Here is a 21,405-nt window from a genome sequence, read left to right as displayed (position 1 = left end):
TATCCCATCACCCCACGAACGCCCGCTCGATCACGAAGCTGCCCGGATTGGCGTTCGATCCCTCGACGAATCCCTTCTCCTCCAGTGACTTGGCGAAGTCGCGGATCATCTCGGTCGATCCGCACAGCATCACTCGGTCCGTCTCGGGGTCCAGCGTGGTGCCGCCATCGATCCCGGCGAACAGCCGCCCGTCCTCGATCAGCGTACCCAGCCGGTCGGCGGTGTGGAACGCCTCGCGCGTGACGGTCGGCACGTAATGGAACTGCGTCGCCGCCTCGTCCGCCACCAGCGGGTCCTCCGCCAGCCGGCCGTCCATCTCCGCGTGATAGGCCAGGTCGCTCACCCGCCGCACCGAATGCGCCACCACCACCTTGTCGAACACCGAATACACGTCGGGGTCGCGCATCAGCGACAGGAACGGCGCCAGCCCGGTGCCGGTCGACAGCATCACCAGCCGCTTGCCCGGCAACAGCGCGTCGAGCACCAGCGTGCCCGTCGGTTTCTTGCCCAGATACAGCTCGTCGCCCGGCTCGATCAGTTGCAGGCGCGACGTCAGCGGCCCGTCCGCGACCTTGATCGATAGGAACTCCAGCTCCTCCGCATAATGCGGGCTGGCGATCGAATAGGCGCGCATCAGCGGCTTTTTCTCGCCGGGCAGCCCGATCATCACGAACTCGCCCGACCGGAAGCGGAAGCTGGCCGGGCGTTCGATCGCGAACGAGAACAGATGCTCGTTCCAGTGCCGCACCCACAGCACCTTGGCGCTCAGGAAGGCGGAGTTCTCGGGGATCAGCGCAGGCGCGCGGGTTTCGGTGGCGACAGTCATGGGTTCCGACAGCTTTCTTGCGAATGGGCCGCAATAAGTGTGGGGCGCCGGGGGGTCAACCATAGTCCCCCTGTTGCGCCGCCATGCCCAGCTTGTCGCGGTCTTCGGCTACTGGCCAGAGGAGGCGGCCGGCGCATTGCCGCCGAGGTTCATCCCGTCGAAATCGCCGATTCCCGTGGCGTACATCAGCACCGCTATCATGGTGGTCATTTGCTCGAAGTCGGCCGGCGACGTAAACTTTTTGAAATTGTTGACGAGCACCCCCTCACCAGCCAAGTCCAATATGCTTCCCGCCGGAAATCCGCCATGACGTTCGAGTGCGCGGACATAAGCCTTGCCGTCGGCATAGGCCGAGCGCCGGGGGAAACCCTCGATCAACCCCAGCTTGGCGAGTTGCGGTTCGGCGCTGGCCCGCAGCGCTGGTCGGGAACGGTCGAGGGCATAGCGGCGATAGGCGTCCCGCACCGCCGGATCATCAAAGAACACCGCCGCCGTCTTCGTGGCCTGATGGATGCAGGCTATACGGTCCGCCGGGACGCGGGCCTCGCGCCGGACCTTGATGATGATGCCGACTTCTTCATTATCCACCGTCACGACGATCCCGGCACGATCGACCCCGCATTCGACCATCTTCTGCACGATCTGTTGCGACGATGGCGGCACTGCATCGATCATGTCGGCGCTTTCGTAACGGAAGGCAGAGATCGATAAGGCACGAACCGGCCATAAAACACAATGTGGGAAACACCGTCCGCCGGCCTCGCCATGCGTAATCCGGCCGCCCCCCACGTTGCCTGTTCCGCTCCCGTTCCCCATATCCCGCGCCATGGCCATCCAGATCCGCACCAGTCTCGCCGAGCCGGAAACGGACGCGAGTTTCGTCCCCCACCGCCCCGCCCGCCCCGAGAAGGTGGAGGGTGGCAAGCCGTTCGAACTCGTCAGCGAATACACCCCCTCCGGCGACCAGCCGACCGCGATCCGCGAACTGGTCGACACCGCGCTGACCGGCGAGAAGGATCAGGTGCTGCTCGGCGTCACCGGCTCGGGCAAGACCTTCACGATGGCCAAGGTGATCGAGGCGCTGCAACGCCCCGCGCTGATCCTCGCGCCCAACAAGATCCTCGCCGCGCAGTTGTACGGCGAGTTCAAGTCGTTCTTCCCGAACAACGCGGTCGAATATTTCGTCAGCTATTACGACTATTACCAGCCCGAGGCGTACGTCCCGCGCTCGGACACCTATATCGAGAAGGAATCCTCGATCAACGAATCGATCGACCGGATGCGCCACTCCGCCACCCGGTCGCTGCTGGAGCGCGACGACGTCATCATCGTCGCCTCCGTCTCGTGTCTCTACGGCATCGGCTCGGTCGAAACCTATTCCGCGATGATCTTCGACCTGAAAAAGGGGCAGAGCGCCGACCAGCGCGAGATCGTGCGCAAGCTGGTCGCGCTGCAATACAAGCGCAACGACGCCGCCTTCCAGCGCGGCAATTTCCGCGTGCGGGGCGACAATCTCGAAATCTTCCCGTCGCACTATGAGGACAGCGCGTGGCGCATCTCGTTCTTCGGTGACGAGATCGAGCAGATCGTCGAATTCGATCCGCTGACCGGCGAGAAATCCGCCACGCTCAATTCGGTCCGCATCTACGCCAACAGCCACTATGTCACGCCGGGGCCGACGATGAAGCAGGCGGCGGAGGCGATCCGCCACGAACTGACCGAACGGCTCAAGGAACTGGAGGCGGAGGGCAAGCTGATCGAGCATCAGCGCCTCGAACAGCGCACCAATTTCGACCTGGAGATGATCGCGGCCACGGGCAGCTGCAACGGCATCGAGAATTACAGCCGCTTCCTCACCGGCCGCCTGCCGGGCGAGCCGCCACCCACGCTGTTCGAATATCTGCCGGAAAACGCGCTGCTGTTCGTCGACGAAAGCCACCAGACGATCGGCCAGATCAACGGCATGTCGCGCGGCGATCATCGTCGCAAGATCACGCTGGCCGAATATGGCTTCCGCCTGCCCTCGGCGATCGACAACCGTCCGCTCCGTTTCAACGAATGGGACGCGATGCGCCCGCAGACCGTCTGCGTCTCCGCGACGCCGGGGACGTGGGAGATGGAGCAGACCGGCGGCGTCTTCGCCGAACAGGTCATCCGCCCCACCGGGCTGATCGATCCGCCGATCGAGATCAAGCCGGTCGAGGAGCAGGTGCAGGACCTGATCGTCGAATGCCGCAAGACCGCGGAGGCGGGCTACCGCACTCTCGTCACCACCCTGACCAAGCGGATGGCGGAGGACCTGACCGAATATATGCACGAGGCGGGGATCAAGGTCCGCTACATGCACTCCGACGTCGAGACGCTGGAGCGCATCGAGCTGATCCGCGACCTGCGGCTGGGCGTGTACGACGTGCTGATCGGCATCAACCTGCTGCGCGAGGGACTGGATATCCCCGAATGCGGCCTCGTCGCGATCCTCGATGCCGACAAGGAGGGGTTCCTGCGTTCGGAAACCTCGCTGATCCAGACGATCGGCCGCGCCGCGCGCAACGTCGACGGCCGCGTCATCCTCTATGCTGACCGCATCACCGGCTCGATGGAGCGGGCGATGAACGAAACCTCCCGCCGGCGCGAGAAGCAGGAGGAATACAATATCGAACACGGCATCACGCCGACCACGATCCGCCGCAACATCGGCGACATCATCGCCCATGTCTCGCAAGGCGATCAGGTCACCGTGCCGATCGACGAGGATCGGCCCCACATGGTCGGCCACAATCTGCGCGCCTATATCGAGGACCTCGAAAAGCAGATGCGCCGCGCCGCCGCCGACCTCGAATTCGAGACCGCCGGCCGCCTGCGCGACGAAATCCGTCAGCTGGAGAACGACGAACTCGGCCTGCCCTCGCACGAGCAGAAGGCCCCGATCATGGGCCGCAGCAACGAAGGCAAACCCGGCACCCGCAAGACCCGCTTCGGCAAGGAAAGCAAGATGCGCATGGGCGGCCGGCGCGGGGGGCGGTAGCTTCCGCCGGTCAGGCGGGCAGGCGAGCCACCTCCGCCTGCGCCGCCGCTGATACGGGCCACCGCCATCGCGTTATGAACACTGGCGCCAGATTGCGGTTTGCAGCGATCGATGCGGCTACGACAAAATTATCGACCGCGTCTTGCGTAGTCTGCGCCATCCGTCGCCGTGCCGCCTCCGTCCAGAGTCGTCGGACGAACACCTCGCCGCCATTATCGCGAGCAAGGCGGAGACAGATTGACGCGAACAGGTCGGTGGCGCCGAGTTGCGACGGATTGTTTGCCTGCGCACGCCCGATCTTAAGGGTGTTGTCGAACGTCTGCGTAGTATCGTCATGGTATAGATCGACCATCTGTTCGACGCGCATGCGAAAATCTGCAAAGGTCCAGCTACCGAATGGACCACCCGCTACGCCGACATTGTTCATGGCCATGAACCGCATGAATACCGCAAATCCGGTTGTCACTACGTCCGAGTCGGGGGCTCGATAGGTCAATCGAGAAGTCAAATTCCAAAAATTGCGACCGAATTCGTAGAAAACTGCTTGGTCATATTCGTCACGTACCAGCACCCCGGTATAGAGCGTATCGAATGTTGCGGTTGACAGTTCGATGCCACGCGCGCCGATAAAGCCACAACCTGCGCCGCAGGTCGTGGCCACCTGGGCTATTGATAATTTATTATTGAACGACTTGCCCGATCCGGGTGTGAACCCGGTCGCCAATTCATAATAAATATATGCCGAGTCAAGGGCCCCAAGTAACGCCGCGACCGCCGGGTAGGACAATGTGTTTGCCGTCGTTAACAATGCGACCCGTTTTCCCTCCCAAGCATAAAGCGGTATTGTCCGATTATCAAAGGATACGTAATTCACTGGGGTCGGGTTCAGCGTCAGTACGGACAGGATGGCCGTTCGGCTTGCCAGCGTTCCGGTGGCATTGCTCACCTCGACGGTAAACCGCGCTTGATCGTCGGCGATACTGGCCGTTGGAAGGGTCAGCGTGCCGGACGTAGCGCTAGGGATGGCGGTGCCATCACGCTTCCACTGATATGTCAGGCCGGTCCCCGACGCCTGAATGGCAAAGCTGATGGGAAAGCCGGCGGCGGCGGTTCGATCCGTTGGCTGGCGCGTGATACCGACGGGTATCGTCGTTACCGTGACCGCAGCGGCGGCGCTGTTGATGCTTCCCCCGGCATTTGAGACGACGACATCGTAGCTGCCAGCGTCCGCTGGCGTCGCCCGCGATATGGTGAAGGTCGCTCCAACCGCCCCGGCGACAGCCACGCCACCCTTTCGCCACTGATAACTCAAGGGACCCGTTCCTGCCGCCGTCACGGACAGGACAACGGGTTGATCCGCGTTGACCGACGTGGCGGCAGGCTGGGCCGAAATCGTTACCGGCACCAATGACGGCGTGATCTGCACACCGGTGCCGCCGCCATCACTGCCCCCGCATGCGCAGAGCGCCAACAACAAACCCGAAGCCGGCACCAATAACCTGCGCATGGTCCCCCCGCCATTACCTGAGGGCCACTTCGACTATCGGTCCGACTTGGGCCATACTCCATAAGGGGTAGATATGATGGCGATCCGTCAGTCCTTCAGTCCGGCCGGCACGGTGCCGCCGTTGTTCTCCAGTTCGCGCATCACCGCCTTGTGCAGCCAGATGTTCATCTCGGCCGACCCGTCCTTGGCGCCGGAATAACCCAGTTCGGTCGCCAGTTCCTTGCGGTTGTCCAACGAGGAGTCGAGGTCCAGCAGCTTCATCAGGTCGACGATCGAGGTGCGCCAGTTCAGCGCGGGGCCGCCCTTGCGCTGCGCGATGCCGGTCAGCACCGCCTCGACATCCACCGGCGGCTGCGCGGCGGGCGCGGCCTGCGGCGTCGGCTGCAGGGGTTCGGCGGCGGTGGTCTGCGGGGCGGTAGTCGGCGCGGCGGTCGGCGCGGCGGGGGCCGGCGCGGGGGCCGCATCCTTCTTGCCGCTGAACTGACCGCCCAGCGGGCCATGCTCGCCGAAGATGGCGGACTTGATCTTGCCGAAAATGCTCATGGCTGTTCCTTGGGTGCGATGACGTGAAACGGGGGTAAGGCGCCGGGATCAGGCGACCGACAGGTTCTCGCTGCCAGTGCTGTAGTAACTGGCGACGCGGTCGGCATAGGCCTGGTCGAATACGGGGGCGTTGTTCGCCCAGCTCGGCCCGCCTTCCAGCAGGCGGCGGTCGATCGTCACGACATACAGGTCGCGCACCGGATCGAAATCGAGCAGCGCGAACGGCAGCGGATAGAAGCTGCGCCCCATGCCCAGGAATCCGCCCAGGCTCAGCACCGCGTGCGTCACCTTGCCGGTGCCCTTGTGGACCATGAACGAATAGACCGAACCCACCGAATCGCCATCGCGGCTTTCGATCTTCAGGCTGTGCGCGACGTTGGACTGGATCAGGATCTGCGTCGGTATCGTGTCGGTGGACATCTTGGGTTCCTTATCGTTTCCGGCCGAACCGGTGGCATGGTGCGCCGGTTCCATGCCGCGCGCATCGCCCGCTTCCGGCCCCGGCCCGTCGAGCCGGCACGGCACGCGGGTTGAGCGCGCCGGCCCGACCGCCTAGGCGGGCCGGATGCGTTTCCGTGCCCTGTTCCCGCTCCTGTCCGTCACCGCCGTCGCGGCCTGCGTCGCGCCGCCCCGTCAGGCGCCCACCGCCCCCGTCCCCCCGCCCGTGACGATATCGCCACCGCCACCGCCCGCCCCGGCACCGGACTGGCGCGACCGGCCCTATGCCGCCGGCGACTGGCGGCATATCGTCGACGCGACCCGCCCGGCGGCGCGGTATCAGGGCGCCGACGGGACCGTGCTGTTCGCGCTGAACTGCGACCGGCCGACGCGCACGATCTCGGTCGCCGTGCCCGGCCCCGCCGCCATGCCATCCCCGCCCGCCGGCGTGCTGACGATCCGCACCACCAGCAGCACCCGTATCCTGCCGACCCGCCTGCTGCCCGCCCCCGCAGCGGCGACGCCGCCGATGATCGTCGCGACGTTGCCCGCCACCGATCCGCTGTTCGATGCGATGGCGTTCAGCCGCGGTCGCTTCGGCGTGGAACGATCCGGCCAGCCCCCCCTGACCCTTCCCGCCTGGGCGGAGATCGGACGGCTGATCGACGACTGTCGCGGTTGACCGCATCCGGTCGATTCCGGTCTTGCATGTCCTGCGCCCATCGCCCACATTCCGGGTGCGGCGAGTGATCGTCGCATTGGCTATACACAAGCGAAAGGAGGTGATCCGATGTCTCATGGTTCAGCAGTGAGTTCGGTTCGGTTCGTTCGGGGGACGCGCATCTGATCCGCCCGGCCCGTCGGGGAGTATCTTCTCCCAATCAACGACGTGGTCGACAAGGAATCGGATGATCGCATGGTTTCCCGGGCTGGAGCACTCCGGCCGCTGACCATGTTGGGGGGTTGTCGGTTCGTCGGGAGACGACCGGCAACCTCTTTTCATATCCGTCCCATTTGCAGGCGCCCGTCGTCGGCCCCGTCACGGTTCCACTCACGGGAAAACGCCGTCACCCTTCCGACACGGATGGCGCAGCGATAGAGCTCCCCGTGCTTCCCGGTCTTCGCCGGCATGGTCGAAATCTTCCCGAATCCGTTTCCCAGGCCACCGGGCCGCCCGTAACCCGGCGCGTCTGACGCTCACGGACGTCCCTCTTGCCGACATGCATCATGCGGCAGGTCCGTAAAACGGATCGCTTCCCCGACATGCCCCCTCCCGGAACAGGCCCGGCGTGCCGGCATTCCGGCCGATACCGGTGCCATGGCCATTCCGACGATCGGCTGGCCCGGCCGCATCGATCGTGCCACCATGCCGCGCCATGACCCTCCGCCCGATCCTGTCCGCGCATGAGCGGCTGCTCGTCCGCCGCTACCTGTTTCCCGGTGCGGGCGGGCGGCTGATGCTGCTCGTCGCCGCGATCGGGTGCGCGGGGGTCATGATCGGCGTCGCCTCGCTGATCCTCGTCGTCAGCGTGATGAACGGCGCGGAGGCGCGGCTGGCGGGGCAGATCGCCTCGGTCGACGGGCATCTGGCGGTCACGCGGGTCGGCCACGACCTGCCCGACTGGCGCCGGCTGACCCGGCAGGCGGCCGGCGTGCGCGGTGTCGCCCGCGCCGTCCCGACCCTGAAACAATCCGGCCTCGTCACCGCCGCCGGCCGTGTCGCCCCCGTCGAGTTCCAGGGGCTGCGGGTCGCCGACATGCGCCGCCTGCCCGCGTTCCGGGGCGGCGATGCCTTCGTCACCGGTGGCCTGCCGGCGCGGACGGGAGAGATCGCGGTCGGCCTCGGGATCGCCGACCGGCTCGGCATCGGCACGGGCGACCCCGTCGCCGTCACCACCGCCCGGATCGACCGGGCGGGTCGGCTGGCCGTCACCAGCACCCCCCTCACCATCGCCGGCATCTATCGCACCGGCGCCGCCACCTATGACGACCGCCGCGTCATCGCGCCGCTGGCGGATGTGCAGCGGCTGTTCGCGCGCGGCGACGTCGCGTCGGGGATCGACATCACCGCCGTCGACGACGCGACCTCCACCGCGATCGCCCCCGCCCTGCGCACGCACCTGACCGGACCGGTCGTCGTCCGGCACTGGCGCGACCTCAACGCCGCATTGGTCCAGACGATGGCGCAGGAACATGTCGCGATGGCGGCGATCATCGCGATGGTCACCGTCATCGCGCTGGCCAACATCCTGTCGACGATGGGGATGCTCGTCCGGTTCAAGGCGCGCGAGATCGCGATCCTGCGCACGATGGGCGCGTCGGCCGGCTCGGTCGCACGGGTGTTCGTCGCGGTCGGCGTCGCGATCGGGCTGACCGGCGAGGTGGCCGGCATCGCACTGGGGCTGGGGCTGAAGGCGGCGAAGGACCCGGTGGCGGACGCGATCGGCCGCTGGGCCGGCCCCTCGCCCGAACTCGCCATCTTCCGCGATCTGCCGCTGGTGCTGTCGCCCCCGGAACTCGCCGGGATCGCCGCCGCGGTCATGGCCGGCGTCGCCGCCGCCAGCCTGTTCCCCGCCCGCCACGCCGCCGCGCTCGATCCGGCACTGATATTACGCCATGGCTGACCGGGCGGAATGCGATGCCGACAGCCGGTTGATCGTTAAGAACCCCTGCCGGGTCATTCCCGCATGGCTGCCGATTGTCCGGCAACGCTCATTCGCAGACATTCGATCAGCGACCCTACTTCCTACTCCGACGCCAGAATGTTGCCCAAGTCATCAAAGCCCAGGCGCCACCGATGGGAAGAATGGCGCGCGTTGCGAAGAACCACGGCACCACTTGGGCACATGGCCTTGGGTCTTCAGGGCTGTCGCATGGAAAATTGAGCAGGTTGACCGATATCCAGAGAAGGCCGAGCAACATGACGCAGGCGGCAGTGAAGGCCACATAGGCAAAGATGGCGAGGATACGTTTGCCGGTCATGCTGATACCATGTCATCCGCCAAGGGCGAAGTCATGAGGGATCCTACACAATCAGTGAATGTCCGGTTCACACCACAACACGACATTCGCAACCGAAAAACAGTCCGGCAAAAAGCGCCCCTCAGAAGACGTCGGATTTTTCCAACGAAACTTTACAAAAAGCTCATCGATCACGCTTCACGAGTTCGTTCTTCTCGGGGTCGTACCGCCAGATCGTGGTTTCCCCATTCGCCTCCATGTTGACGAGCGTGCCCTCGTAAGGCTGCGCTATCCCTGCCGTGATGTTGTGCTCGATCATCGGCAGGGCCTCATGGATATCCGTGAAGTCGACGCCGTCCAGAGCCGTCAATCCGTAGTTCCACCATTGCAGTTCCAGAAGCTTTTCAACGATCGGCTCGTCGAATCGGTAACGCAATATCTTGCCGGGTATACCGCCCACGATGGCATAGGGGGGAGCGTCCTTCGTCACCACGGCCCTGGCGGCGACTATTGCGCCATCACCGATCGTCACGCCACGGCGGATGAAGGCGCCTTCGCCGATCCAGACATCGTTTCCGATCCTGATCTTCTCGGTCCGGTTGGCCATGGATGATCGGAGAGCATTTATCGCTTTACCTACCGCATCGCGGTTTTGGTCATAGAACCAACCGAGATCACCCATTTCATCGAAGCCGGTCAGGATCGGGGACGACGACAGGAAATCGGTTGGATGTTCGACCTGCCCCGCAATGACATTGCTGGCTATCGAGCAGAATCTGCCGATGGAGGAAACGTGGCGGATGAATGTCTCCCGCCCGCCCATATAACTATATGCCCCGATGAAATCGATGTCATAGACACCCCGGCGAATACTGACCGGCGCCTCCAGCAGCGTGTCCTTCGGCGCCGGAAAACCGAACAAGACTTCAGGGGCGATACGCACCCGATGCGTTTCAGCGACCTGACGCGCGGCGGCGGAGATATGAGTTTGCATGGCGCGAATATAACGCCCGTCCCGGCATGAGCGCCAGCATCCGTTCTCCGACGAACCTCGCCGTTCGTTACCTGACCGGAAGGGGAGCCGCGCCGGTACGCGGGAGAAGCCGGAGACCGGGTGAAGGGGACGCGTCACCAACACGGATGACCAAGGGCCGGCGCATCATCGGATCGATGACCGCTTTCGCCCGATTGTGTTGAAAAACTCCCGCGAGGCAGATTGCGAGCCTTCGCTGCGAAAGCATGGCGCGCATTGAAACAGGATTGCGCGGAATCCGCGAGGTTCAACCTCTGGCGGAGTTTTTCAACGCAATCGCCCGATTGCGGACGTCGGTTGAATCGGTCACCTTCGCGGCAGCATCAGCGGCGAGGCGATCAACCATGGGTTACCGGACGGACCGTCGAAGCCGGACGCGAGCCATCGCCGTGTACCTGACCCTGCTCCTCATCGGCGCGACGCTGGGCTTCCTCGTCAGGTTCGGGGTGATTACCGATCACATGCTCTGGTAGGAGCGGCCGACCGGCGCCTGAAGGTCCGGCCGTCCACCCCGACCCGACATCCGCCCGCCGGCAACGGCTACAGGAACGACCGCGCGCGCTTCAGTACCATGCCGCACAGCTGCGTCTTCACCCGGTCCTGCACCCCGGCCAGCGAGAAGGCGCTGTCGCCGGTCTGCACCTGTCCGCGCTGCCCTGCCTCGAAACCGGGTGACGCGGTCACGCCGCGCTTGCCGGTCAGCTGGCCGAGGATACCCGCCGCGCCGTTGCCGGCGACCAGATTGTTCTTGATGCAATAGCCCAGCAGCCCCGCCGCATTGCCCGCCCCCGCCGATGCGATGTTCGGCAGGCCGCCACCGCCCAGCAGGCCGCCCTCCCCCAGCAGGTCGGCAAGGCCGCCGCCCCGCGCCGGTGTCGCGGCCGGCGGGACGGTCGCCTGTTGCGCGGCTACCGGTGCCGCGACGAGGCCGCCAAGGGTCAGGGCGAGGAGGACATGCTTCATCGGACACTTCCTTCATGGGCGACGCCGGGCGCCGCGATCGAAGGAACAACGCACCGCGCGCCGGGACGGCCCCCGCCCGGCCCCGACGCCCCGGTTCATGCCCCCCAGTTCATGCGCCCCGGTTCATGCCCCCCGGTTCAAGCCGGCGTCAGCAACCCTTCCCGCGCGATCTTCTCGCGCCAGACCAGCGGCGCCAGCTGGTGGACGTTCTGCCCCTCGGCATCCACCGCCACCGTCACCGGGAAATCGGCGACCTCGAATTCGTAGATCGCCTCCATGCCCAGATCCTCGAACCCGACGACCTTCGATCCCTTGATCGCGCGCGCCACCAGATAGGCGGCACCGCCCACCGCCATCAGATAGGCGGACTTGCCCTCGGCGATCGCCTTGGTCGCGTCCGGCCCGCGCTCCGCCTTGCCGACCATCGCCAGCAGGCCCTGGTCCAGCATCATGCGGGTGAACTTGTCCATCCGCGTCGCCGTGGTCGGGCCGGCGGGGCCGACCACTTCCTCGCCCACCGGATCGACCGGGCCGACATAATAGATCACGCGACCCCTGAAATCGACCGGCAGTTCCTCACCCTTCGCCAGCATGTCGGCGATCCGCTTGTGCGCCGCGTCGCGCCCGGTCAGCATCTTGCCGTTCAGCAGCAGCCGGTCGCCATGCTTCCACGTCTGCACCACCTCGGGCGTCAACGTGTCGAGATCGACGCGGATCGCCGCCTTGTCGGGCGTCCAGTCCACCTGCGGCCATTCGTCGAGCTTCGGCGGCTCCAGATACACCGGCCCCGCGCCGGTCAGCGTGAAGTGCGCGTGGCGGGTCGCGGCGCAGTTCGGGATCATCGCGACCGGCTTGGACGCGGCATGCGTCGGCCAGTCGAGGATCTTCACGTCGAGCACGGTCGACAATCCGCCCAGGCCCTGCGCGCCGATCCCCAGCGCGTTCACCTTGTCCATCAGTTCGATGCGCAACGCCTCGATATCGTTCCGCGGGCCGCGCGCGCGCAACTGGCCCATGTCGATCGCGCCCATCAGCGATTCCTTGGCCAGCAGCATCGCCTTTTCGGCGGTGCCGCCGATGCCGATGCCCAGCATCCCCGGCGGGCACCAGCCCGCGCCCATCTGCGGGATCATCTCCAGCACCCAGTCGACGATCGAATCGCTGGGGTTCATCATCTTGAACTTCGACTTGTTCTCCGACCCGCCGCCCTTGGCCGCGACGTCGACCGATACCGTGCTGCCCGGCACCATCTCGACGTGCAGGACGCTGGGAGTATTGTCGCGGGTGTTGCGCCGGGTGAAGGCGGGGTCCGCCAGGATCGAGGCGCGCAGCTTGTTCTCGGGGTGCAGGTACGCGCGGCGTACCCCCTCGTCGATCACCTCCTGCAGGCTGCGGTCGCCCGACAGGCGGCAATCCTGCCCCCATTTGACGAAGACGGTGACGATGCCGGTATCCTGGCAGATCGGGCGATGCCCCTCCGCGCACATCCGGCTGTTGGTCAGGATCTGCGCGATCGCGTCCTTGGCCGCCGGGCTGCGCTCCGCCTCATACGCCTCGCCCAGTGCGCGGATATAATCCATCGGGTGGTAATAGCTGATGAACTGCAGCGCGTCGGCGACGCTTTCGATCAGGTCGGTATCGCGGATGGTCGTGGTCATGGCCCGGCTTCATGCGACAGGGCGCGGCGCGATGCAATCCGGTGCGATCGCCGGCCCCCATCCCGCCGGGGTTCGGCTAACGCCGCGTTCACCACGGTCCATGGCCGCTTTGGTAAGGGCCGCACCGGTACCACAGGACCATGCCGATCCGCCCCCCCACCATTGTTTACGGAGACAAGCCGCCGCTGCCCGTGCTGCTGGGCTTCGCGGGGGGGCCTGACGATCGCGAGCCGGCCGAACAGCGCCTGGCGCAGGTCGCCGCCGCCTGTCCGCTGGCCGGCGGGGTGCTGGCGCTGGCGATGGCGGCGGCGATGATGGCGTCGGGGTTCGCCACCGTCACGCTGGTCCTGTCGCTGGTCACGGTGCTGGCGTTCGCGGGGCTGACCTTGTGCGTGGGCACGCGACTCGGCTGGCCGCCCTATCGGCGCGCGCGCGGCGCCGCGCTGGCCGCCGGCCTGCTCGCGGTCGCGACGCTGTCGATGCTGGAGGCGGTCGGCATCGGACTGACGGGGATGATGCCGCTGGGCGCGGCGACGCTGCTGATCGGGGCGATCGGGCTGGTCGGGCTGGCGGTGCAGCCGGTGCGCGGCGTGGTGCTGGTGTTCGGCGCGGGGCTGGTGGTGGCGATGGCGGTGATGGTCGGCGCCGTGCTGGTCTGGTTCGAGGCGCTGGCGCTGCTCGGCGCGCTGGCGCTGACGATGCTGCGCCTGGGCCAGCTGGATCGTCGCGGCACCGCCGAACAGGTCAGGCAGACCGGCCGCGGCCGCCACGCCGAACGGATGGTCGCCGAGTTCGAGGAACAGGGCACCGGCTGGTTCTGGGAAACCGATCGTCATGGCCGCATCACCTATATCTCCGCCCGCGTCGCCGCCGAGATCGCGGAGCACGATCCGCCCCCGCTCGGCCGGTTGCTGACCGAGATATTCCGCATGGACGGCGCGGGGGCCGGCACCGGCACCGAACGCACGCTCGCGTTCCACCTGTCGTCGCGCACGTCGTTCTCCGACTATCCGGTCTGCGCGGCGGGCGATGCGGCGGGCGGGCGCTGGTGGTCGATGGGGGGCCGCCCGCTGGTCGACGAGCTGGACCGGTTCCAGGGCTTCATCGGCACCGGCGCCGACCTGACGGAACTGCGCCGGTCGGAGGCGGAGATCACCCGCCTCGCGCTGTTCGACTCGCTGACCGGCCTCGCCAACCGCCAGCGGATGCGCCAGTCGATCGACAAGACGCTGGCGCAGGTCGCGGAGGGGCACCGCCCCGCCGGGCTGTTCCTGATGGACCTCGACCGGTTCAAGGCGGTCAACGACACGCTCGGCCATCAGGCGGGCGACGCGCTGCTGAAACAGGTGGGCCAGCGGCTGCAGCGCGGCGTCGGCGATCGCGGGCTGGTCGGCCGGATGGGCGGCGACGAGTTCAAGGTGCTGCTGCCGGGCATCGCCGGGCGCCAGTCGCTGGCGACGCTGGCGGACGATCTGATCGCGGCGCTCTCGCAACCCTATGCGATCATGGGCACGTCGGTCACGATCGGCTGTTCGGTCGGCATCGCGATCGCGCCCGATGACGGCGACGACCGCGACACGCTGGTGCGCAACGCCGATCTGGCGCTCTATGCGGCCAAGGCGGCGGGGCGCGGGGTCCATCGCTTCTATTCGGCCGATATGCTGGCCGGCGCACGCGATCGCCAGCAGCTGGAAGGCGATCTGCGCGCCGCGCTGCCGGCGGGTGAATTCCACCTCTGCTACCAGCCGGTGGTCCGCACCGTCGATGCCGTGGTGATCGGGTACGAGGCGCTGATCCGCTGGCGGCATCCCGTGCGCGGCCTGGTGTCGCCCGCCGATTTCATCCCGGTGGCGGAGGAATGCGGGCTGATCGGCGCGATCGGCGAATGGGTGCTGCGCACCGCCTGCGACGAGGCGGCACGCTGGCCGCGCGACGTGCGCGTCGCGGTCAACGTGTCGCCGGTGCAGTTCGCCAACCCGCAATTGCCCGGCATCGTCGCCAGCGCGCTTGCCCGGTCCGGCCTCGCGCCCGACCGGCTGGAACTGGAGATCACCGAGGGGGTGTTCCTGAAAGGATCGGACAGTTCGGACCGGATGTTCGCGGCGCTGAAGGGGCTGGGCGTGCGCCTCGCGCTCGACGATTTCGGCACCGGCTATTCCTCGCTCGGCTATCTGCGCACCGCCCCGTTCGACAAGATCAAGATCGACCAGTCCTTCGTGCGCGGCGCGGCGCAGCCGGGCAACCGCAACGCCGCGATCATCCGGGCGATCGTGATGCTCGCCGACACGCTGGGCATGGAAACCACCGCGGAAGGGGTGGAGATCCAGGACGAGATCGAACTGGTCCGCTCGCTGGGATGCAGCCATATCCAGGGCTATGTCTATGGCCGGCCGGTACCCGCGGCGGAGGTCGCCACCGCGCTGGGGATCGATGGCCGGGCCGTGCCGTCGGGCTTCCGCGTCAGCCGCCCGTCGCGCACCCGTCTGCTGCGCTCGGCGCGGGTGACGATCGCGGGGCGGACGCATGACGTCCGCGTGCGCGACATCTCGATCACCGGCGCGATGATCGAGGGGTTGCCCGCGCACGGCACAGCGGTCGATGCGGAACTGCGGATCGAACTGGTCGAAGGCCGCTCGATCGCCGCCCGGATCAGCTGGACCGATCGCAAGCGCGCCGGCATCCACTTCGCCGCGCCGATCGACCTGTCGATCCTCAGCGAACCCGGCCCCGTCGCCGCGATTCGCCGCATCGCCTGATTCGCCCCCGGCGGAAGGATCGCGGCGCGCCAGGCCAACCGAAAGCAGCCGATTTTCTGCCCGGTTCCGCCCCGGCGGCGGCGACCGAAAAATAAATTTCGTCCGGATCGACGGCGGCTGGCGGACCGCCAGCCGTCGCCCGACAACCGCGCCCCCGCCACCCGGCACATCGCTCGACGGCGGCCGGAATCGGCGGAAATGCTGCGCTGCAACGAGGATAACGGTCGATCCGATCGGTCCGGGTCGCCGTCATCGGGCCGTTCACCGCCAAGATTTCACGTCCGTTCCGATGCTGCCGGCACCTTTCCGATCCGACATCGCGGGGTCTTGAAAGCTTTGCCGCTATTCCCTTTCGCAGCTTTTATAGTTAACGGCTTGATCTCACCAACGATCGAACGAGGTACGCCCGCATTGCCGGCGGACAGCGGATCGGAACATCGGGGAACACGAGATGCGCAATACCCTTATCACGGCCGCGGTTGCTGCAGCCGCTTTCGCCATGCCGGCCTCGGCCGCCACGATCGTGTCGACCGGCGGTGCCTTCGCCGCGCCCGCCAGCGACCTGACCATCGATTTCAACAACGCAATTGCAGCACCGTTCACGGCGTCGTTCACCAACGCCGATCTGGTTCAGGGCGATCTGGCCGGCTTCTACGCCCAGCCGGGTTTCAGCGACGGCAGCCGCTACGCCGCGGTGTTCGGCAACGGCAACCTGACGATCACGTCGGAACTGGCGTTCCGCACGGTCAGCTTCTTCGTCGGCTCGATCGACGCCGGCAACATCGTTGAACTGCTGGACGCCACCGGCTCGGTGCTGTCCAGCTTCAGCGGCACCGCTTTCTCGGCCGATGCCGATGGCGACCAGGACAGCATGCTGACCAACCGTCGCGTCACCATCTCGCTGACCGAGGGCGAGGCATCGTTCGCGGGCGTTCGCTTCATCAGCGCGCAGAACTCGTTCGAGCTCGACAACGTCGTGTTCGCGGTGCCCGAGGCTTCGACCTGGGCGCTGATGCTGGTCGGCTTCGGCATGGTCGGCGCGGCGACCCGCTATCGTCGTCGCAAGACCACCGTCGCCTTCTCGTAAGACGACGTCACCCGCGCGCCCCCGCCGGCGCCGGGTCGAAATCGGCCGCCGTTCCGAAAGGACCGGCGGCCTTTTTCATGCGTCGCGTCCGCGCGCCCGTACCGGATATCGGCGGCACCGAACGCCGGACCCGGCGGTTGGTGCCATGCCGAATTTTTTTATTGCGGCAATTCCATGCTTGCCATTCCTGAACCCCGCAGACTTCCACGCGTCGTCGCCCATTACCGTCTTTTCCGGCATCGAAGGCGGCCGGATCGGCTATTGATGGCCCTTGCCTGATCGGCCGATCTGCCACAATCAGTGGGGGTAAGGACCGGGAGCAGACCCAATATGGTGTGCCGGACGAAGACGGACTCATCCGTGCAGGGGCCAGCCCATGGCCCCGGCCGCGATGCCCAGCCCGACTTCTTCCCGACCGGTCGGACGCCCGACGATACGGGTGCGACACAGACGAGAAGGAATGGCGCGGTGATGGATTTCAACGACAGCGGACGCGAGACCGCAACGATCGACACGGCCGAAGCACCGGTCGCGGCCCCCACGGCGGCCCCCACGGTGGCCAAGCCGGCCGACAGCCGCTCGGTGAAGCCGCAACCCTATGCGCTCGACGTCGATCATTCGCGCGACGCGCTGCTGACCGATTTCGGCAAGGAGACGCTGAACGACCGCTACCTGCTGCCGGGCGAAAGCTATCAGGACCTCTTCGTCCGCGTCGCCTCCGCCTATGCCGACGATGCCGCCCATGCGCAGCGCATCTACGACTATATCAGCCGCCTGTGGTTCATGCCCGCCACGCCCGTGCTGTCGAACGGCGGCACCGGTCGCGGCCTGCCGATCTCGTGCTACCTCAATTCGGTGCCCGACAGCCTGAACGGCATCGTCGACACCTGGAACGAGAATGTCTGGCTCGCCTCGCGCGGCGGCGGCATCGGCACCTATTGGGGCAATGTCCGCGGCATCGGCGAGCCGGTCGGCCTGAACGGCAAGACCTCGGGCATCATCCCGTTCGTCCGCGTGATGGATTCGCTGACGCTGGCGATCTCGCAAGGCTCGCTGCGGCGCGGCTCGGCCGCCGTCTATCTCGACGTGTCGCACCCGGAGATCGAGGAGTTCCTCGAAATCCGCAAGCCGTCGGGCGACTTCAACCGCAAGGCGCTGAACCTCCACCACGGCGTGCTGATCCCCGACGCCTTCATGGAGGCCGTCCGCGACGGCGCCGAATGGATTCTCCGCAGCCCCAAGGACCAGACCGAGCGGGGCCGCGTCGATGCCCGCGCGCTGTTCCAGAAGCTGGTCGAAACCCGCCTCGCCACCGGTGAGCCGTACATCGTCTTCGCCGATCACGTGAACTCGACGATGCCCAAGCATCACCGCGATCTGGGCCTCAAGGTCTCGACCTCGAACCTGTGTTCGGAGATCACGCTGCCCACCGGCCGGGACCATCTCGGCAACGATCGCACCGCGGTCTGCTGCCTGTCCTCGCTCAACCTCGAAACGTGGGACCAGTGGAAGGACGACAAGCGCTTCGTGGAGGACGTGATGCGCTTCCTCGACAACGTGCTGCAGGATTATATCGACCGCCACGAACCCGGCATGGAGCGGGCCGCGTACAGCGCCGGTCGCGAACGCTCGGTCGGCCTCGGCGTCATGGGCTTCCACTCGTTCCTCCAGGCGCGCGGTCTGGCATTCGAGGGGGCGATGGCGAAGTCGTGGAACCTCAGGATCTTCAAGCAGATCAACGCGCAGGTGAACGAGGCGTCGATGCAGCTCGCGGTCGAGCGCGGCCCCTGCCCCGATGCCGCCGACATGGGCGTGATGGAGCGGTTCAGCTGCAAGATGGCGATCGCGCCCACCGCGTCGATCAGCATCATCTGCGGCGGCACCAGCGCGTGCATCGAGCCGATCCCGGCCAACATCTACACGCACAAGACGCTGTCGGGCAGCTTCTCGGTCAAGAACCCGTATCTCGAAAAGCTGCTCAACGCGAAGTCGAAGAACTCGGAAGCGGTGTGGAGTTCGATCCTGGAGAATGGCGGCTCGGTCCAGCACCTCGACTTCCTCTCGCAGGACGAGAAGGACTGCTACAAGACCAGCTTCGAGATCGACCAGCGCTGGCTGCTCGAACTTGCCGGCGACCGCACGCCCTATATCGATCAGGCGCAGTCGCTGAACCTGTTCATCCCGGCCGACGTGGAAAAGTGGGACCTGCTGATGCTCCACTTCCGCGCGTGGGAACTGGGCATCAAGTCGCTCTACTATCTCCGCTCGAAATCGGTGCAGCGCGCCGGCTTCGCGGGCGGCGTCGAGACGGACAACACGCTCGCCAAGCCGAAATACGAGCTGGAAAGCACCGATTACGACGAATGCCTGGCGTGCCAGTGAGATGGACAATGAGCGCCCGTTGACCCCCTCTCCCCTTGTGGGAGAGGGAGGGGCCCGCGTCGCACAGCGGCGTGGGAGGGTGAGGGGGAATGCGGATGGCCTGACGAAGCGCCAACTGCTGCCTGCCGACACCACCGCTCATGCCAGAAGCCTGCGCCACGCCGCAACCGAACCGGAAAAACGGATGTGGAATGCCCTCCGCGCGACGTTTCCGAACGGTAAATGGCGCCGACAGGTGCCGATCGGTCGCTACTTCGTCGATTTCTGTTCCCATCAGGCAAGGCTGGTGATCGAGATCGATGGCGACAGCCACGCCAGTATCGACGCTCGCGACGCGATGCGGTCGACTTTTATCGAACGTGAGGGATACCGGATCGTGCGCTTCGCCAATGCCGACGTCATGGCAAATATCGATGGTGTGATCTCGGTGGTTGCGGGCGATCTCGACGTCACCATGCAAAAGGGCCGCCCCTGATGGACGGCCCCCTCACCCTCCCACGACCTGCGGTCGCGGGCCCCTCCCTCTCCCACAAGGGGAGAGGGAGCGACGGATCACTCCGCCTCTTCGAACATGTCCACCGCGTTCTGCGCGGTCGCGGACAGGCGCAGCGTATCGCCCTCGATCTCGGCGACCAGGCCGAGCGGCAGGTAGTGATGCGTCCGGCCCTGCCCGTCCTCGGTGGAGGGCGAGTCGTTCTTGGTCAGCTTGATGCGGTCGCCATCGACATGGTCGACGGTGCCGATATGCACGCCGTCCGCGCCGATCACTTCGGCATGTTCCTTGATCTGGGTGGCATCGACCATCGTCATTCTCCTCTGAATGGTTCGGCAGCTCAACGCATTACGCGGGCGATGGTCGCATGACATACGGCGTCACGGTGATGTACGCGGTCGCCGCGATCCTGACGCTGACGGGCATCGTGCTGCTCGTCCGGTTGCGCGGGCCGTTGTCGGAACGGCAGGTCTATGCCTATCGCATGATCGGCATCATGGCCGCCGCCGCCGGCATCGTGCTGGCGCTGTCGGCCACCGCGATGTGGCAATGGAGCGTCGAGCCATGACCCTTTACCCTTCCGCGTCGTCTTCCCCCTCCACATCGTCGTCCGGGCGCGTCGCGACCGGCCCGGCGGATACCGCGCCGGCGGCGGTGGTCGATGCGATGGCGCGCGGCGACAATCCCGAAGCGCGCAAGATCGAGGCGTATCCCGCGCTCGACTGGCTCCGCTTCGTCCTCGCCTCGGTCGTGGTCCTGGGGCACGAGGGGATCGCGATGCCCGGCCCCGTCAATGGCGGGCTGGCGGTGGAGGTGTTCCTGGCGCTGTCGGGCTGGCTGATCGGCGGCATCCTGCTGCGCACCACCGCGGCGGAGCTGCCGCGCTTCTTCTACAACCGCTCCACCCGCATCTGGGCGCCCTATCTCGCCACCGCCACGCTGGTCTACGGGCTGGCGGCGGTGCGGCAGGGGATCGACGGGAACTGGTTCAAATACCTGTTCTACGACCTGACGTTCACCCACTACACCTTCACCACCTTCCCGCGGGCGCTGACCGAGATGCCGCTGGGCGGCACCGGCGCGCATTTCTGGAGCATCTCGGTCGAGGAGCAGTTCTACCTCGCCGCGCCGATCGTGATGCTGTTCCTGGGGCGTGGGCGCAGCCTGGTCACCTGGGTCCTGATCGCGGCGTTGCTGCTGGTCGCGCAGTCGCAGTTCGCGGCGATCGCGCTCGGCGTCGCTGCCGCGGTCGCGCATCGCCGCTACGGCTTCGCCACGGGGGAGCCGCTGCGCCACGCGCTGCTCGGGCTGCTCGCCGTCGCGCTGTTCGCGGTCGCCTGGCGGTGGAACGTCCCGCCCGCCCGCGCGCTGTTCGCCTGTGCCGCCGTCGTCGCGCTCACCATTCCGGGCGCACGCGGGCGGTGGGGCGTGCTGTTCGGCGCGCTCTCCTATCCGCTCTACCTCAACCACTGGCTGGGCGGCTTCGTGATGCAGGCGGTCGACAAGCTGGTCGTGCCGCTGCCCGATGCGGTGATGAAGGCGACCTCCTATCTGATGGCGGTGGTCGTCGCCTATGTCGCCTGGTTCGTGATCGACCGGCAGGTGATGGCGCGCCGTGGCGGGTGGTACACCCCCGCCCTCGGCCGCGCGTCGCAGGTCGCCGCCTATACCCTGTTCGCCATCGGCATCGCCGGCGGCACCATTCTCTGGGCGAACGGCCAATGATCCGCCGC

Annotated in this window: 20 protein-coding genes; 10 read left to right on the top strand and 10 right to left on the bottom strand. The window is 66.4% G+C overall.

The window, feature by feature from the left end; all coding sequences use genetic code 11:
• Nucleotides 1-7: 7 nt before the first annotated feature.
• Together IFT82_RS15155 and IFT82_RS15150 are read right to left on the bottom strand one after the other, a co-directional pair.
• Nucleotides 8-826, bottom strand: a complete 819-nt coding sequence (locus IFT82_RS15155; RefSeq protein WP_192128299.1) for a ferredoxin--NADP reductase — start codon at nucleotides 824-826, stop codon at nucleotides 8-10.
• Nucleotides 827-934: 108 nt separating this feature from the next.
• A complete protein-coding gene (locus tag IFT82_RS15150; RefSeq protein ID WP_192128297.1) occupies nucleotides 935-1,501 on the bottom strand; it encodes a hypothetical protein in 567 nt (188 codons plus the stop codon).
• Nucleotides 1,502-1,652: 151 nt separating this feature from the next.
• On the opposite strand from IFT82_RS15150, the gene uvrB reads away from it, so the two are divergent.
• Entirely contained in the window at nucleotides 1,653-3,851 is a 2,199-nt protein-coding gene (gene uvrB, locus IFT82_RS15145; protein ID WP_192128295.1) for an excinuclease ABC subunit UvrB, read from the top strand.
• Nucleotides 3,852-3,861: 10 nt separating this feature from the next.
• Here uvrB and IFT82_RS15140 read toward each other — a convergent pair whose 3' ends face one another.
• From IFT82_RS15140 to IFT82_RS15130, 3 genes are all read right to left on the bottom strand, one after another.
• Complete coding sequence (locus IFT82_RS15140) at nucleotides 3,862-5,358, bottom strand: immunoglobulin domain-containing protein (RefSeq protein ID WP_192128293.1); 1,497 nt, start codon at nucleotides 5,356-5,358, stop codon at nucleotides 3,862-3,864.
• Nucleotides 5,359-5,445: 87 nt separating this feature from the next.
• On the bottom strand, nucleotides 5,446-5,901 hold the full coding sequence (locus IFT82_RS15135; RefSeq protein WP_192128291.1) for a DUF3597 domain-containing protein: 456 nt from the start codon (nucleotides 5,899-5,901) through the stop codon (nucleotides 5,446-5,448).
• 48 nt (nucleotides 5,902-5,949) lie between these two features.
• On the bottom strand, nucleotides 5,950-6,321 hold the full coding sequence (locus IFT82_RS15130) for a PRC-barrel domain-containing protein (RefSeq protein WP_192128289.1): 372 nt from the start codon (nucleotides 6,319-6,321) through the stop codon (nucleotides 5,950-5,952).
• Between the two features lie 145 nt (nucleotides 6,322-6,466).
• On the opposite strand from IFT82_RS15130, the gene IFT82_RS15125 reads away from it, so the two are divergent.
• Both IFT82_RS15125 and IFT82_RS15120 read left to right on the top strand, forming a co-directional pair.
• Entirely contained in the window at nucleotides 6,467-7,021 is a 555-nt protein-coding gene (locus tag IFT82_RS15125; RefSeq protein WP_192128287.1) for a hypothetical protein, read from the top strand.
• 694 nt (nucleotides 7,022-7,715) lie between these two features.
• On the top strand, nucleotides 7,716-8,963 hold the full coding sequence (locus tag IFT82_RS15120) for an ABC transporter permease (RefSeq protein WP_192128286.1): 1,248 nt from the start codon (nucleotides 7,716-7,718) through the stop codon (nucleotides 8,961-8,963).
• A gap of 115 nt (nucleotides 8,964-9,078) precedes the next feature.
• On the opposite strand, the gene IFT82_RS15115 is transcribed toward IFT82_RS15120, so the two are convergent.
• Both IFT82_RS15115 and IFT82_RS21350 read right to left on the bottom strand, forming a co-directional pair.
• Entirely contained in the window at nucleotides 9,079-9,321 is a 243-nt protein-coding gene (locus IFT82_RS15115) for a hypothetical protein (RefSeq protein WP_192128284.1), read from the bottom strand.
• Nucleotides 9,322-9,484: 163 nt separating this feature from the next.
• A complete protein-coding gene (locus IFT82_RS21350) occupies nucleotides 9,485-10,432 on the bottom strand; it encodes a CatB-related O-acetyltransferase (protein ID WP_207105800.1) in 948 nt (315 codons plus the stop codon).
• A gap of 107 nt (nucleotides 10,433-10,539) precedes the next feature.
• Here IFT82_RS21350 and IFT82_RS15105 point away from each other — a divergent pair, with 107 nt between their 5' ends.
• Nucleotides 10,540-10,806: a hypothetical protein gene (locus IFT82_RS15105; protein WP_192128280.1), complete on the top strand. Its 267-nt coding sequence runs from the start codon at nucleotides 10,540-10,542 to the stop codon at nucleotides 10,804-10,806.
• A gap of 67 nt (nucleotides 10,807-10,873) precedes the next feature.
• On the opposite strand, the gene IFT82_RS15100 is transcribed toward IFT82_RS15105, so the two are convergent.
• Nucleotides 10,874-11,296, bottom strand: a complete 423-nt coding sequence (locus IFT82_RS15100) for a DUF2501 domain-containing protein (protein ID WP_192128278.1) — start codon at nucleotides 11,294-11,296, stop codon at nucleotides 10,874-10,876.
• A 137-nt stretch (nucleotides 11,297-11,433) separates the two neighbouring features.
• Complete coding sequence (locus IFT82_RS15095; RefSeq protein WP_192128276.1) at nucleotides 11,434-12,954, bottom strand: fumarate hydratase; 1,521 nt, start codon at nucleotides 12,952-12,954, stop codon at nucleotides 11,434-11,436.
• Nucleotides 12,955-13,094: 140 nt separating this feature from the next.
• Here IFT82_RS15095 and IFT82_RS15090 point away from each other — a divergent pair, with 140 nt between their 5' ends.
• The 4 genes from IFT82_RS15090 (at nucleotide 13,095) to IFT82_RS15075 (ending at nucleotide 19,654) form a co-directional block, all read left to right on the top strand.
• On the top strand, nucleotides 13,095-15,710 hold the full coding sequence (locus IFT82_RS15090; protein ID WP_244646799.1) for an EAL domain-containing protein: 2,616 nt from the start codon (nucleotides 13,095-13,097) through the stop codon (nucleotides 15,708-15,710).
• A 499-nt stretch (nucleotides 15,711-16,209) separates the two neighbouring features.
• Nucleotides 16,210-16,797: an Npun_F0296 family exosortase-dependent surface protein gene (locus IFT82_RS15085; RefSeq protein WP_207105799.1), complete on the top strand. Its 588-nt coding sequence runs from the start codon at nucleotides 16,210-16,212 to the stop codon at nucleotides 16,795-16,797.
• 471 nt (nucleotides 16,798-17,268) lie between these two features.
• Nucleotides 17,269-19,179 (top strand): ribonucleoside-diphosphate reductase subunit alpha, encoded by a 1,911-nt coding sequence (locus IFT82_RS15080; protein ID WP_192128397.1) that lies wholly within the window; start codon nucleotides 17,269-17,271, stop codon nucleotides 19,177-19,179.
• A 19-nt stretch (nucleotides 19,180-19,198) separates the two neighbouring features.
• Nucleotides 19,199-19,654: an endonuclease domain-containing protein gene (locus tag IFT82_RS15075; protein ID WP_244646798.1), complete on the top strand. Its 456-nt coding sequence runs from the start codon at nucleotides 19,199-19,201 to the stop codon at nucleotides 19,652-19,654.
• A gap of 77 nt (nucleotides 19,655-19,731) precedes the next feature.
• Here the strand turns inward: IFT82_RS15075 and IFT82_RS15070 are convergent, their stop codons facing one another.
• Nucleotides 19,732-19,983 carry a DUF2171 domain-containing protein gene (locus IFT82_RS15070; protein ID WP_192128272.1) on the bottom strand — a complete coding sequence of 84 codons (252 nt, stop codon included), beginning with the start codon at nucleotides 19,981-19,983 and terminating at the stop codon, nucleotides 19,732-19,734.
• A gap of 56 nt (nucleotides 19,984-20,039) precedes the next feature.
• Here IFT82_RS15070 and IFT82_RS15065 point away from each other — a divergent pair, with 56 nt between their 5' ends.
• Nucleotides 20,040-20,240, top strand: coding sequence for a hypothetical protein (locus IFT82_RS15065; RefSeq protein WP_192128270.1), 201 nt, complete (start codon nucleotides 20,040-20,042; stop codon nucleotides 20,238-20,240).
• On the top strand, nucleotides 20,237-21,397 hold the full coding sequence (locus IFT82_RS15060; RefSeq protein ID WP_244646796.1) for an acyltransferase family protein: 1,161 nt from the start codon (nucleotides 20,237-20,239) through the stop codon (nucleotides 21,395-21,397). Before IFT82_RS15065 ends, IFT82_RS15060 begins: the two co-directional genes overlap by 4 nt.
• Nucleotides 21,398-21,405 lie beyond the last annotated feature (8 nt).

Source organism: Sphingomonas sp. CFBP 8760 (assembly GCF_014841615.1).
Taxonomy (GTDB): Bacteria; Pseudomonadota; Alphaproteobacteria; order Sphingomonadales; family Sphingomonadaceae; genus Sphingomonas.
Note: the sequence above shows the minus strand (reverse complement) of the source record. Positions and strands in the feature narration are given on the sequence as shown.